This window comes from Helicobacter pylori (genome assembly GCF_900120335.1).
GTDB classification, from domain to species: domain Bacteria; phylum Campylobacterota; class Campylobacteria; order Campylobacterales; family Helicobacteraceae; genus Helicobacter; species Helicobacter pylori_BU.
On record NZ_LT635477.1, the window covers coordinates 708712 to 724075 of the forward strand.

The window sequence follows — 15364 nt, forward strand, 5'->3', positions numbered from 1 at the left end:
GTGCAACACTTCAATTTCCTCTATAAAGATTCTTTATTTTCTATCGCCTTATTCACTTTCATTATCGCTCTTGTGATTTTATTAGAACAGGCTAGAGCGTATTTCACCCGAAAAAGAAACAAAAGATTTTTGCAAAAATTCGCCCAAAATCAAAACGCCTATGCGAGTAGCGAGAATTTAGACGAGCTTTTAAAGCATGCTAAAATTTCTAGTTTGATGTTTTTAGCCAGGGCGTATTCTAAAGCGGATGTGGAAATGAGCATTGAAATCTTAAAAGGGCTTTTGAATCGCCCCTTAAAAGATGAAGAAAAAATCGCTGTTTTAGATTTATTGGCTAAAAATTATTTTAGCGTGGGGTATTTGCAAAAAACAAAAGACACCGTGAAAGAAATTTTGCGCTTTTCCCCAAGGAATGTGGAAGCGTTATTGAAGCTTTTGCATGCGTATGAATTAGAAAAAGATTATTCAAAGGCTTTAGAAACTTTGGAATGTTTAGAAGAATTAGAGGTGCCTGAAATTGAAACGATTAAAAATTACCTCTATTTAATGCATTTAATAGAAAATAAGGAAGAGGCGGCTAAAATCTTGCATGTTTCAAAGGCGTCGTTAGATTTGAAAAAAATCGCTCTGAATTACTTAAAATCGCATGATGAAAAGCTTTTTTGGCAAGAAGTTGATACAACCGAACGGCTAGAAAATGTGATCGATCTTTTATGGGATATGAATATCCCTGCTTTGATTTTAGAAAAACATGCCCTTTTGCAAGACATCGCACGATCTCAAGGGCTGCTTTTGGATAACAAACCTTGCCAAGTTTTTGAATTAGAGGTTTTACGCGCTCTATTGCATAGCCCTATGAAAGCGAGCTTGACTTTTGAATACCGTTGCAAGCATTGCAAACAAATCTTTCCTTTTGAAAGCCATAGATGCCCTGTGTGTTACCAGTTAGCGTTTATGGATATGGTGCTTAAAATCTCTAAAAAAACGCATGCTATGGGAGTGGATTAAGATGCAAGAAATTGAAATTTTTTGCGATGGTTCTTCTTTAGGCAATCCTGGGCCAGGCGGTTATGCGGCGATTTTACGCTATAAAGATAAAGAAAAAACCATCAGTGGGGGCGAAAATTTCACCACGAATAACCGCATGGAATTAAGAGCGCTCAATGAAGCCTTAAAAATTTTGAAACGCCCATGCCATATCACGCTTTATAGCGATTCGCAATACGTGTGCCAAGCGATCAATGTGTGGCTGACTAACTGGCAAAAAAAGAATTTTGCTAAAGTTAAAAATGTGGATTTATGGAGAGAATTTTTAAAAGTCTCTAAAGGGCATTCTATCATGGCTGTTTGGATCAAGGGGCATAATGGGCATGCCGAAAACGAACGATGCGATAGCCTCGCTAAATTAGAGGCGCAAAAACGGGTCAAAACGACCACTTAAAGGGAAAAATGATGAAAAACAAACGCTCTCAAAACAGCCCTTATGCAACGCCTAATAACCCTTATCTAACGCTAGAAAAAGCTTTAGGGTATTCTTTTAAAGACAAGCGTTTATTGGAACAAGCCTTAACGCATAAATCATGCAAGCTCGCTTTAAACAATGAGCGCTTGGAATTTTTGGGCGATGCGGTGTTGGGCTTGGTGATAGGGGAGTTGCTATACCATAAATTCTATCAATACGATGAGGGCAAACTCTCTAAATTAAGGGCTTCTATTGTGAGCGCGCATGGTTTCACGAAATTAGCGAAAGCGATTGCTTTACAGGATTATTTGCGCGTCTCTTCTTCTGAAGAAATTTCTAAGGGGAGGGAAAAACCCTCTATCCTGTCAAGCGCTTTTGAGGCTTTAATGGCTGGGGTGTATTTAGAAGCAGGGTTAGCTAAGGTGCGCAAGATTATACAAAATTTACTCAATCGCGCTTACAAGCGTTTGGATTTGGAGCATTTGTTTATGGACTATAAAACCGCCTTACAGGAATTGACCCAAGCGCAATTTTGCGTGATCCCCACTTACCAATTGCTCCAAGAAAAAGGGCCTGATCACCATAAAGAATTTGAAATGGCTCTATACATTCAAGATAAAATGTATGCGACCGCTAAAGGCAAAAGTAAAAAAGAAGCCGAACAGCAATGCGCTTATCAAGCGCTTCAAAAACTTAAGGAAGCCAAATGAACACTTTGGGGCGTTTTTTAAGGCTAACGACTTTTGGGGAATCGCATGGGGATATGATAGGGGGGGTATTAGACGGCATGCCTAGCGGGATTAAAATAGACTATGACTTGTTAGAAAATGAAATGAAGCGCCGCCAAGGGGGGAGGAATGTTTTCATTACGCCACGAAAAGAAGACGATAAGGTGGAAATAACAAGCGGGGTTTTTGAAGGTTTTAGCACAGGGACGCCCATAGGGTTTTTAATCCACAACCAAAGGGCTAGGAGCAAGGATTACGATAACATTAAAAACCTTTTCAGGCCTAGCCATGCGGATTTCACTTATTTTCATAAATACGGCATCAGAGATTTTAGGGGTGGGGGGAGGAGCTCGGCCAGAGAGAGCGCTATAAGAGTGGCTGCTGGGGCGTTTGCTAAAATGCTTTTAAGAGAAATTGGCGTTGTTTGTGAAAGCGGGATTATTAAAATTGGGGGCATTGAAGCCAAAAATTACGATTTTAATCACGCCTTAAAAAGCGAGATTTTTGCCTTAGACAAAGAACAAGAAGAAGCGCAAAAAACAGCCATTCAAAACGCTATCAAAAACCATGACAGCATAGGGGGCGTGGCTTTGATTAGAGCAAGGAGCATAAAAACCAATCAAAAGCTTCCCATTGGCTTGGGTCAAGGGCTATACGCTAAATTGGACGCTAAAATCGCTGAAGTCATGATGGGGCTTAATGGGGTGAAAGCGGTTGAAATAGGCAAAGGGGTAGAAAGCTCTTTATTAAAAGGCTCAGAGTATAACGATTTAATGAATCAAAAAGGGTTTTTGAGCAATCATAGCGGGGGGGTTTTAGGGGGCATGAGCAATGGGGAAGAAATCATTGTTAGAGTGCATTTCAAACCCACGCCAAGCATTTTCCAACCTCAACAAACCATAGACATTAAGGGCAATGAATGCGAATGCTTGTTGAAAGGCAGGCATGATCCTTGCATTGCGATTAGAGGGAGCGTGGTGTGCGAAAGTTTGCTTTCGTTGGTGTTAGCCGATATGGTATTACTCAATTTGACTTCAAAAATAGAGTATTTAAAAACGATTTATAATGAGAATTAAACGAAATTGGATACAATCAGCTTAAAAAGGATATAAAGTGGAAAAATTACCTAAAAAACGAGTTTCTAAAACCAAATCACAAAAACTTATCCATAGCCTAACCACCCAAAAAAACAGAGCCTTTCTCAAAAAAATCAGCGCTAATGAAATGCTTTTAGAGTTAGAAAAAGGGGCGTTTAAAAAAAATGAAGCCTACTTTATTTCTGATGAAGAAGATAAAAATTACGTTTTAGTGCCGGACAATGTGATCTCTCTTTTGGCAGAAAACGCCCGAAAGGCTTTTGAAGCCAGGCTTAGGGCGGAATTAGAAAGGGATATTATCACCCAAGCACCGATTGATTTTGAAGACGTGCGCGAAGTTTCCTTGCAACTATTGGAAAATTTACGCCAAAAAGACGGGAATTTGCCCAATATCAACACCTTAAACTTTGTCAAACAAATCAAAAAAGAACACCCTAATTTATTTTTTAATTTTGACAATATGTTCAAACAACCCCCTTTTAATGAGAATAATTTTGAAAATTTTGACAATAGCGATGAGGAAAATTTTTAATGCAAACCATTGATTTTGAAAAATTTTCACAATATTCCAAGCCCGGGCCACGATACACCAGCTACCCCACAGCGGTGGAGTTTAACGAAAATTTTAATGAAGAGAGCTTGAAAACAGCATTTTTTAACCATGACAACCTCAAAAACCCCATGCCTTTATCGCTTTATACGCATTTGCCTTTTTGCAGGAGCGCGTGTTATTTTTGCGCTTGTTCAGTCATTTATACTAGCTTAGAAGAGAAAAAAGTCCGCTATATCAGTTACCTTAAAAAAGAACTCGCCCTTTTAAAAAACACGATGGACACCAACCGAGAAGTGGCGCAATTCCACTATGGCGGTGGCACGCCGACCTTTTTTTCGCCCATTCAATTAGATGAGATCACGCAAAGCATTCAAGAAGTTTTCCCCAATTTCAGTCAAGATATTGAAATGAGTTGTGAGATTGATCCTAGGCATTTCACTAAAGAACACATGCAAACCTTGTTTGATAGGGGGTTTAACCGCTTGAGTTTTGGGGTTCAGGATTTTGATTTGGAAGTCCAAAAAGCCATTCACCGGATCCAGCCTTTTGAAATGGTTCAAGAATCCGTGAAACTCGCCAGAGATTACGGCATCAAATCCATTAATTTTGATTTGATTTATGGCTTACCCAATCAGACTAAAGGGGGTTTTTTAAAAACTTTGGAATGGGTTTTGAAACTGGATCCGGACCGATTAGCGGTGTTCAATTACGCGCATGTGCCTTGGGTGAAAAAAACGATGCGTAAAATTGATGAAACCTTATTGCCAAGCCCTAGAGACAAACTAGAGATTTTAGAAGCTCTCATTAGTTTTTTAGAAAAAGCCAACTACCAAATGATAGGCATGGATCATTTCGCTAAAAGCGATAATGAATTGTATTTAGCCCTTCAAAAAGCGGAATTGCGCCGTAATTTTCAAGGCTATACCACGAAAAAATTCACCCAAACCATTGGCATTGGCGTTACGAGCATTGGCGAAGGGAGCGATTATTACACGCAAAATTATAAGGATTTGCACCATTATGAAAAAGCCCTTGATTTGGGGCATTTACCGGTAGAAAGGGGTGTATCGCTCAGTCAAGAAGATGTTTTAAGAAAAGAAGTGATCATGCAGATGATGAGCAATTTAAAATTGGATTACTCTAAGATCGAAGAAAAATTTTCTATTGATTTTAAAGCGCATTTTAAAAAAGAATTAGAAAAATTAAAGCCTTATGAAGAAGCGGGCTTGCTTTCTTTCAACCCTAAAGGCTTTGAGATGACAAGAACAGGGGGCATGCTCGTAAGAAACATGGCCATGGAGTTTGACGCGTATTTGCGTGGGGGCGAAAAACATTTCAGTAAAACGCTATGAATGAAAATGTTAATGAAAATATTTTTGAAGAAGTAGGGGACGCTTGCGTTAAGTGCGCTAAATGCGTGCCAGGTTGCACCATATACCGCATTCATAAAGACGAGGCGACTTCGCCTAGGGGCTTTTTAGATTTGATGCGCCTAAACGCTCAAAACAAGCTCCAATTAGACGCAAATTTAAAACACCTTTTAGAAACTTGTTTTTTATGCACCGCTTGCGTTGAAACCTGCCCCTTTCATTTGCCCATAGACACCTTAATAGAAAAAGCCAGAGAAAAAATCGCTCAAAAGCATGGCATCGCTTGGTATAAAAAATCCTATTTTTCCCTTTTAAAAAACCGCAAAAAAATGGATAGGGTGTTTTCGGTAGCGCATTTTTTAGCCCCTTGCGTTTTCAAGCAAGTGGGGGATAGTTTAGAGCCTAGGGTGGTGTTTAAAGGCTTGTTCAAACGCTTCAACAAAAGCGCTCTGCCTCCCTTAAATCAAAGAAGTTTTTTACAAAAGCATGCAGGAATAAAGCCTTTAGAAAAACCCATTCAAAAAGTGGCGATTTTTATAGGGTGCTTGAGCAATTACCATTACCAGCAAGTGGGGGAAAGCTTGTTGTATATTTTAGAAAAACTCAACATTCAAGCGATCATCCCTAAGCAAGAATGCTGCTCAGCCCCTGCGTATTTTACCGGCGATAAAGACACCACGCTTTTTTTAGTGAAAAAAAACATAGAATGGTTTGAAAGCTATTTAGATGAAGTGGATGCGATCATTGTGCCTGAAGCCACATGCGCTAGCATGCTTATTAATGATTATTACAAGGTGTTTTTAGGCGAAACAGATAAGGATTTGTATGTGAAGCGCTTGGAAAAGATCACGCCTAAAATCTATCTGGCGAGCGTGTTTTTAGAGAAACACACCCCTTTAAAAAGTCTTTTAGAAAAAATCCCTAAGGGGAAAAAAGAGACTATCACTTATCATAACCCTTGCCATGCCAAAAAAACCCTAAACGCTCACAAAGAAGTGCGAAGCTTGCTCAATCCGCATTATGAAATTAAAGAAATACCGGACAATTGCTGCGGTTTTGGGGGGATTACGATGCAAACCGAAAAGGCGGGGTTTTCTTTAAAAGTGGGGCTTCTTAGGGCTAAAGAAATCATAAACACTCAAGCTAGAATTTTGAGCGCAGAATGCGGGGCATGCCACATGCAATTAAACAACGCCTTAAAGTCTTTAGATGACCCTAACACCCCCTCTTTTTCACACCCTTTAGAACTCATCGCTAAAGCTTTAAAAAGCGCTGAATAGAGGTTAAAAAGCGCTTAAAGGCATTTTTAACAATTAAAATATCAAAGAGCTTGCGAAAAGCAAGCGATAGCTTATTGAAAAAAGCGGTCTTCTTGGGTTAGGGGGTTGTTAAAGGGGGTTGTAGGGGGGAATTATTTCAAAATACCCCCCTATCCCCTTAAGAGTTTTACAATAAAATAAAATCTAAAACGATAAAGCAAGTTAATTAAAATCCTATTTTTTATATAATACAGAACTTTAACGCCACTATAAGGAATGAAAAATGCAAGAAATCAGCGCCTACGAACTCATCAAACAAAAACTGCACGCCATACCTAACCTTCGCCATAAAGGGAGCTTGTTTGAAAAAATTTCTAAGCAATTTTTACAAGAGCATGACAGCGCTAACGAATACGAGTCTATTGATCTTTGGTATGATTGGGAATTAAGGGGGAAGGAGCGCGATAAGGGGATTGATATAGTCATTCAAACGACTTCAAAAGAATACATCGCCGTGCAATGCAAATTCCATCAAAACAGCGTCTCGTATAACGACATTTCACCTTTTTTAACCCAATTGCTAAGCGGGGTAGGGAGTGTCAAGTTTAAAAAAGGGATCATCATCTCCACTTCTAATTTAACCTCTGAAGCCCTTAAAGCAATTGAGCAAATCAGAAGCACAGGAATGGGGATTGACATTGATGAAATCACTGAAGAGGATTTCATTTATTCTCGCATTGATTGGGAAAAGTTTGATCCCACAAAAACCGAAGACGAAATCCCCTTATGCGATAAGAAAAGGCCGCGCCCTCACCAAACAGAAGCGATTGAAAAGACTAAAGAGTATTTTTCTGACCCTAAAAACGCTAGAGGCAAGCTCATTATGGCATGCGGGACCGGCAAAACCTACACTTCTTTAAAAATCATGGAAGCTTTAGATCCCAAGATCACGCTTTTTCTAGCGCCAAGCATCGCTTTGCTTTCTCAAACTTTTAGAGAATACGCGCAAGAAAAAAGCGATCCCTTTTACGCTTCTATCGTGTGCAGCGATGATAAAACCGGGCAAAGTAAGAAAAATAAGAGCAAGAACGAAGACAATGATGATATTAAATTTTCTGAGCTCCCTATAAAGGCCTCCACTCGCTTGGAAGATATTTTAAGCACTTATGAAAAAGCGCAAAAAGAAAACAAGCGCTTCATTATCTTTTCAACTTATCAAAGCGCGTTGCGTATTAAAGAAGCGCAAGAAGCGGGTTTGAATGGAATCGATCTCATCATTTGCGATGAAGCCCACAGAACGGTAGGGGCTATGTATTCTACGAATGAAAGGGACGATAAAAACGCTTTCACGCTTTGCCACAGCGATGAAAATATCAAAGCCAAAAAACGCCTGTATATGACCGCCACGCCTAAAATTTATAGCGAAAGTTCTAAAGCTAAAGCCAAAGAGAAAGATAACGTTATCTATTCCATGGATGATGCGCAGACTTTTGGCGAAGAAATTTATACGCTCAATTTTGAAAGAGCGATCGCTTTAGATCTCTTAACCGATTATAAAGTCATCATTTTAGCGGTGCGTTCAGAAAATTTAAGCGGCGTTACTAACAGCGTGAATAAGAAAATCAGCCAGCTTGAAGCCAAAGGCACTAAATTGGATAAAAAGCTCATCAATAACGAATTTGTGTGTAAGATCGTTGGCACGCATAAAGGGCTAGCCAAGCAGGATGTGATCGCTTTAGACGATGAAAACAAAGAAGACAACGACTTGAGAAACAAAGCCGACACCTTTGTTTCTCAAAGAGCCATAAGCTTTTGTAAAAGCATACAAACGAGTAAAAATATCAAAGACTCCTTTGAAACGATCATGGAATGCTATGATGAAGAGCTGAAGAAAAAGAGTTTTAAAAACCTACAAATCAAAATCGATCATGTTGATGGCACCATGAATTGTAAGGAGAGGCTTGACAAATTAGAAAACTTGAACCAATTCGAACCTAACACTTGTAAGGTTTTGAGCAACGCCAGGTGTTTGAGCGAAGGGGTGGATGTCCCAGCGCTTGATAGCGTTATCTTTTTTGATGGCAGAAGCGCGATGGTGGATATTATCCAAGCGGTGGGTAGGGTGATGCGAAAAGCCAAAAACAAGAAAAGAGGCTATATCATTTTGCCTATCGCTTTAAAAGAGAGTGAAATCAAAAACCTAGATGAAGCCGTCAAAAACACCAATTTCCAAAACATTTGGAAAGTGCTAAAAGCCTTAAGAAGCCATGATTCAAGCCTCGTTGATGAAGCCACTTTCAGAGAAAAAATCAAAATTTTTGGAAGCGATGACGCAAGCAATCCAGACGATGAGGAAGAGTTAAAAAAAGATAAAACCGAGCAATCCGATCCCAAAGAAGCTCAAAAAACCCTTTTTGACGCTATCTTGCTGCAAGATCTAGCGAACGCCGTGTATAACGTCATGCCCACTAAATTAGGGGACAGGAATTATTGGGAAAATTTCGCTAAAAAAACGGGCAATATCGCAAGAACCTTGAATAACCGCCTGAAAGAGCTTTTTGGCAAAAACCCTGAAATTTTTGACAACTTTTTAACTTCGTTAAGAGGCAATATCCATCAAAGCATCAAAGAAGAGGAAGCCTTGGACATGATCATTTCTCACATCATCACTAAGCCCATTTTTGATGCGATTTTTGGGGACAATATCCAAAACCCTATCGCAAAAGCCTTGGATAAAATGGTTTTAAAACTCTCCGATCTAGGGCTAGAAGGGGAAACTAAAGATCTTAAAAACCTCTATGAAAGCGTGAAAACCGAAGCGGCGCGCGCCAAAAGCCAAAAAACCCAACAAGAACTCATTAAAAACCTCTACAACACTTTCTTTAAAGAAGCCTTTAGAAAGCAAAGCGAAAAACTAGGGATCGTTTATACGCCTATAGAGGTGGTGGATTTCATTTTAAGGGCCACTAACGGCATTTTGAAAAAGCATTTCAACACGGATTTTAACGATCAAAACATCACGATTTTTGACCCCTTCACGGGCACCGGGAGTTTTATCGCTCGGTTGCTTTCCAAAGAAAATAATCTCATTAGCGATGAAGCCTTGAAAGAGAAATTTCAAAAAGGTTTGTTCGCTTTTGACATCGTGCTTTTATCTTATTATATCGCTTTAATCAATATCACCCAAGCCGCGCAAAATAGGGACAGCTCGTTAAAAAATTTCAAAAACATCGCGCTCACGGACAGCTTGGATTATTTAGAAGAGAAAAACGATAAGGGGGTAATCCCTGGCTTTGAAGATTTGAAAGAAAACCAAGAAATCAAAAACACTGTAACTGAGCAAAACATTAGAGTCATCATCGGCAACCCGCCTTATTCAAGTGGCGCTAAAAGCGAAAACGATAACAACCAAAACCTCTCACACCCTAAGCTTGAAAGATTAGTTTATGAAAAATACGGCGAAAATTCCACATCTAGAAGTGTGGGGCAAACCACACGAGACACGCTCATCCACAGCATACGCAGGCGAGCGATGTTGTTAAAGATAGGGGGGTGATAGGCTTTGTGGTGAACGGGGGTTTTATTGACTCTAAAAGCGCGGACGGGTTCAGGAAATGCGTGGTGCAAGAATTTTCGCACCTTTATGCGCTGAATTTGAGGGGGAATCAGCGGACTTCAGGGGAAGTGTCAAGAAAAGAGGGAGGGAAAATCTTTGATAGCGGATCGAGGGCGACGGTAGCGATCGTCTTCTTTGTGAAAGATGAGAGCGTTCAAAACAGCGCCATTCATTACTATGAAGTGGAAGACTATTTGAAAAGAGAAGCCAAACTCAATTTGCTTGCGGGTTTTGAAAATCTGGATTCGGTGCCTTTTAAGGAAATCACCCCGAATAATAAAGGCGATTGGATCAACCAAAGGAATGACGATTTTGAAAAGCTCATCCCTTTGAAAAGAGACAAAAAATCAAAAATATTCAATACTATTTTTGATCTCAATTCTAATGGGGTGGTAAGCGGTCGTGATCCTTGGGTGTATAACTTTTCGCAAAAAACTTTAAAGCAATCGGTGCAAAACTGCATTGACACTTATAACGCTGATTTGAAGCGCTTCAATGAGCGTTTCAGGGAAGCCTTCAAACAACGCACGGCTAAAGATAAAGGTATCAAACCAGCCGATCGCTACAAGCACCTAAACGATAGAGAAATCACCACCGATAAAACGAAAATCGCTTGGACTCGTAGTTTGAAAAAAGGATTTATTAAAAATGAAAACCTGCCAGAAAGCGGCATGGAGCGCGTAAGGTTAGCCTTGTATCGCCCTTTTAACAAACAATGGCTTTATTGGGATAAAACTTGGAATGAAGAACAATCTCAATTGCCCAAAATTTTCCCGGACAAAAGCGCGCGCAATGTGGTGATTAATACAACCACAAGAAATTTTTGTTCACTTATAGGGGACGCTATCCCTGATACGCATTTTATAGGCGATGCTAACGCTTACCCCTTGTATTATTACGACGATCTGGGGAACCGCTATAACGCTATCAGCGGCTATGCGCTCAACCTCTTCAGGAGGCATTATAAAGATGACTCTATCGTTGAAGAAGAGATTTTTTACTACATTTATGCGATTTTCCACCATAAAGGCTATTTGGAAAAATACAAAAATTCCCTCACCAAAGAAGCGCCGCGAATCGCTTTGAGCGAAGACTTTAAAGAACTCTCTATGCTTGGCAAAGAATTAGCCGAGTTGCACCTGAACTATGAGAGCGGGGAAATGCACGATAGCGTTAAACATAACCTACTAGAGAACGCCGAAGTGGAGGGCTATTATGATGTGGTTCAAATGAAAAAGGATAAAAAAGGGGATAGTATCATTTATAACGACCATATCACCATCACTCAAATCCCTAAAAAAGCCTTTGACTATGTAATTAATGGCAAAAGCGCGATTGACTGGGTGATCGAACGCTATTCAATCACTAAAGATAAAGACAGCTTGATTGAAAACAACCCGAACGATTACGCCGGCGGCCAATACGTTTTTGAACTCCTTTGTAGGGTCATCACCCTTTCGGTAAAAAGCGTGGATTTGATTGAAAAGATCAGCGAGAAGAGGTTTGAGTGATCACATCGCTTGGGAGTGTGGAATATTTTGAAAGGCAATGTCTTGCTTTCTTAAAAAATCCACAAACTAATCCACAAAATGAGCAATACATTCCAGGAGTGTTTTCGTATCAGGAAAACAAAATTTCTTTTTCTTTTGTGGTTTTAGGAGAAATTAAAGAGATCCACTCTTTGCAATACCAAACGCTCTATATTGTGGATAACACAAAAAGATACACTCTTTACAAGCTTTATGATCGCATTGTTTTAGGTCATGCTTTAGGGTATTCTGCACCAATCACGCTCTATTATGAATGGCTGTTTGATGATTGGATCGATCCAGAAAAAATTATGGGCGATCGTTTTAATTGCAGAACAAACTATTTAGAAAGCTTTTTTACGACCAAGAAGCATTTGCTACCTGATGCATTGTTTAAAGTAGATGAAAGTGGGTGTGAAAGTTATCATGGGGATAAAAATAAGGATTTTATTTTACAATCATTTTATATTCAAAATGATTTTTTGTCCCAAAAATATGAAAAAGACAAGATAAAAGCAAAATCTAATTTGGTTCCTAAAAGACAGAATCGTTTATTAACTTATCAATTTGATTTGTTTTTGGAATGTGATATGATTTTTGAAACCCTTGAAGAATTAGCGCTTATTGCTGAAGCGATTAAAAATTTCTTTGTTTTGATTTATGCTCATTCTAAGTTTGACATCCAAATTGACTATATCCAATTCAAACTTTCTAATAAAAACATTACAGCAATAAGAAACACTTACAAAAAAGACAAAAAGTCCATAGAGATAGATCCTTATGGGATTGCTATAAATTTCCAACAGATAGACACCTTCTCTGTAATACTTGAAAAATGGATTTATTTTTATATTAAAGACAATATTAAAGATAATGGAGGTTTTCAACTTGCAAGTATTTTAGATATTATCAATAAAAAAGATCCAATTATTCACTTGTATTTGGACATGTTTGTATTGATTAGCATGATTGAAAGTTTTATTGAAAGTTTTATTGAAAGTTTTTTAAAGAAACCACAAGGAACAAAACTCTGTAAAAAACTCTCTGAATTTTTTAAAATTTCATTATCTAGGACAAAATGCGATCAAACAAAAAATTATTTTAATGATAAATGTCAAGAAGATCTAATCCAACAGATTGTTGACTGCCGCAACAATCTAGCACACGGAGATGATTTAAAGCTTGATACAAACAAAGCTACAGATATTAGCCATGTTTTTATGGATTTCAAGCAAATTGTCATTGAATATTTCTTTGGTAAGATAGAATTGAGCGATTTTATTACAAACAATTTTGGTTTTCTTAACAAAGTTAAATTAAGAAACCCCCCAAAAACAGAAAAAATCGCAGAGCCAAACCGCTAAAACCCCCTAGAAAATTTAAAATTTTAAGTTTTAGGGGTGTTTTTCTTAAGAATTTAGGTTTTTTATAGATTATTATGTTATTATTATACGAAATGTAGACTTTTAGAAGGAAAAATGTTGTATGAAAAAGTTTGTAGTGTTTAAAACGCTCTGTTTATCGGTAGTGTTAGGTAATAGTCTTGTGGCAACAGAAGGTAGCACAGAAGTGCAAAAGCAATTGGAAAAGCCAAAAGACTATAAAGCAGTGAAAGGCGAGAAAAACGCTTGGTATTTGGGGATCAGCTATCAAGTCGGTCAGGCTTCACAAAGCGTTAAAAACCCCCCAAAGAGCAGTGAATTTAACTATCCTAAGTTCCCTGTGGGTAAAACCGACTATCTGGCCGTTATGCAAGGCTTAGGGCTTACTGTGGGTTATAAGCAGTTTTTCGGACAGAAGAGATGGTTTGGTGCCCGTTATTACGGCTTTATGGATTATGGGCATGCCGTGTTTGGAGCGAACGCTTTGACATCAGATAATGGTGGGGTGTGCAAACTCAATGAGCCATGTGCGACCAAAGTAGGGACTATGGGCAATCTGTCTGACATGTTCACTTATGGTGTGGGTATTGACACTTTATACAATGTCATTAATAAAGAAGACGCGAGTTTTGGGTTCTTTTTTGGGGCTCAAATTGCGGGTAACTCTTGGGGTAATACGACAGGGGCCTTTTTGGAAACTAAAAGCCCTTATAAGCACACCTCTTATAGCCTTGATCCGGCGATTTTCCAGTTCCTTTTTAATTTAGGGATTCGCACCCATATTGGTCGGCATCAAGAATTTGACTTTGGCGTGAAGATTCCTACTATCAATGTTTATTACTTTAACCATGGGAATTTGAGCTTCACTTACCGCCGTCAATACAGCCTTTATGTAGGGTATCGTTACAATTTCTGATTTAAAACGCTTGTTTTTCTCTAATTGAAGTTTTTCAATTAGAGTTTTCTCCATAGACTACCGCTTTCTTTTGAAACATTTTTAAAAGTTTTTTGAAAATTAGAATTAAAATCTTTTTGATCATGTTATGATAATCCAAAAATTTAATAAGGATTAAGCATGTCCTATTCTTCTAAAGTCCAATCCCTTTCAGAATCCGCAACGATCGCTATCAGCACGCTCGCTAAAGAATTAAAATCGCAAGGAAAAGATATTTTGAGTTTTTCAGCGGGTGAGCCTGATTTTGACACCCCACAAGCAATTAAAGATGCGGCTATAAAAGCCCTAAATGACGGCTTTACAAAATACACTCCAGTGGCTGGTATCCCTGAATTACTCAAAGCGATCGCTTTTAAATTGAAAAAAGAAAACAACTTGGATTATGAACCGAGTGAAATTCTAGTGAGCAATGGCGCTAAGCAAAGCTTGTTCAATGCGATTCAAGCTTTAATAGAAGAGGGCGATGAGGTGGTTATCCCTGTGCCTTTTTGGGTAACTTACCCTGAGCTTGTGAAATACAGCGGAGGAGTGAGTCAATTCATTCAAACCGATGAAAAAAGCCATTTTAAAATCACTCCCAAACAGCTTAAAGACGCCTTAAGCCCCAAAACAAAAATGCTCATTCTCACCACCCCATCAAACCCTACCGGCATGCTTTATAGTAAGGCGGAATTAGAGGCTTTGGGCGAAGTTTTAAAAGAGACCAAAGTTTGGGTGCTTAGCGATGAAATTTATGAAAAGCTTGTTTTTAAAGGGGAGTTTGTTTCTTGCGCGGCAGTGAGCGAAGAGATGAAAAAACGCACCATTACCATTAATGGCTTGAGCAAGTCAGTGGCGATGACAGGTTGGCGTATGGGCTATGCGGCGAGCAAGGATAAAAAATTAGTCAAATTGATGAACAACTTGCAAAGCCAATGCACTTCCAATATCAATTCTATCACGCAAATGGCTTCTATTGTGGCGCTTGAAGGGTTGGTGGATAAAGAAATTGAAACGATGCGTCAGGCTTTTGAAAAACGCTGTCATTTAGCCCACGAAAAAATCAATGCGATTGAAGGGCTAAACGCTTTAAAACCTGATGGGGCGTTTTATCTGTTTATTAATATTGGCAGTCTTTGTGGGGGGGATTCAATGCGATTTTGCCATGAGTTGTTAGAAAAAGAAGGCGTGGCGTTAGTGCCTGGAAAGGCTTTTGGATTGGAAGGCTATGTCCGTTTGTCTTTTGCATGTTCAGAAGAACAGATTGAAAAGGGGATTGAACGCATCGCTCGCTTTGTCAAATCAAAGGGGTAAAAAAATTGGTATTTAAAAAAAGGGGGACTTAATCTTGTTTAGGATTTTATTTTGGGATTTTGTATTGTAGTTTAGCGGCATAGCGTGGTATAACGGTTTGATTTAAAAGTTTGAAAAGTG

General features: G+C 38.9%; 9 protein-coding genes and 2 pseudogenes. All 11 read left to right on the forward strand.

The window, feature by feature from the left end; all coding sequences use genetic code 11:
* Window positions 1-1008 carry a hypothetical protein gene (locus CS889_RS03465; protein WP_089086851.1) on the forward strand — a complete coding sequence of 336 codons (1008 nt, stop codon included), beginning with the start codon at window positions 1-3 and terminating at the stop codon, window positions 1006-1008.
* Between the two features lies 1 nt (window position 1009).
* Window positions 1010-1496: pseudogene (gene rnhA, locus CS889_RS03470) on the forward strand (ribonuclease HI).
* Window positions 1453-2172: a ribonuclease III gene (gene rnc / locus CS889_RS03475; RefSeq protein WP_033600335.1), complete on the forward strand. Its 720-nt coding sequence runs from the start codon at window positions 1453-1455 to the stop codon at window positions 2170-2172. The pseudogene rnhA and the gene rnc overlap by 44 nt, the downstream one beginning before the upstream one ends.
* Window positions 2169-3266, forward strand: coding sequence for a chorismate synthase (gene aroC / locus CS889_RS03480; RefSeq protein ID WP_089086853.1), 1098 nt, complete (start codon window positions 2169-2171; stop codon window positions 3264-3266). The genes rnc and aroC overlap by 4 nt, the downstream gene beginning before the upstream one ends.
* 37 nt (window positions 3267-3303) lie before the next feature.
* Complete coding sequence (locus tag CS889_RS03485; protein WP_000413462.1) at window positions 3304-3819, forward strand: DUF2603 domain-containing protein; 516 nt, start codon at window positions 3304-3306, stop codon at window positions 3817-3819.
* Window positions 3819-5192, forward strand: a complete 1374-nt coding sequence (hemN, locus tag CS889_RS03490) for an oxygen-independent coproporphyrinogen III oxidase (protein ID WP_089086854.1) — start codon at window positions 3819-3821, stop codon at window positions 5190-5192. Before CS889_RS03485 ends, hemN begins: the two co-directional genes overlap by 1 nt.
* A complete protein-coding gene (locus CS889_RS03495; protein ID WP_089086855.1) occupies window positions 5189-6490 on the forward strand; it encodes a (Fe-S)-binding protein in 1302 nt (433 codons plus the stop codon). Before hemN ends, CS889_RS03495 begins: the two co-directional genes overlap by 4 nt.
* 262 nt (window positions 6491-6752) lie before the next feature.
* Window positions 6753-11596, forward strand: a pseudogene (locus CS889_RS03500) (type ISP restriction/modification enzyme).
* Window positions 11593-12978, forward strand: coding sequence for a HEPN domain-containing protein (locus tag CS889_RS03505; protein WP_089086856.1), 1386 nt, complete (start codon window positions 11593-11595; stop codon window positions 12976-12978). Before CS889_RS03500 ends, CS889_RS03505 begins: the two are co-directional and overlap by 4 nt.
* 121 nt (window positions 12979-13099) lie before the next feature.
* Complete coding sequence (locus CS889_RS03510; protein ID WP_089086857.1) at window positions 13100-13912, forward strand: outer membrane protein; 813 nt, start codon at window positions 13100-13102, stop codon at window positions 13910-13912.
* Window positions 13913-14071: 159 nt separating this feature from the next.
* Window positions 14072-15244, forward strand: a complete 1173-nt coding sequence (locus CS889_RS03515; RefSeq protein ID WP_089086858.1) for a pyridoxal phosphate-dependent aminotransferase — start codon at window positions 14072-14074, stop codon at window positions 15242-15244.
* Window positions 15245-15364 lie beyond the last annotated feature (120 nt).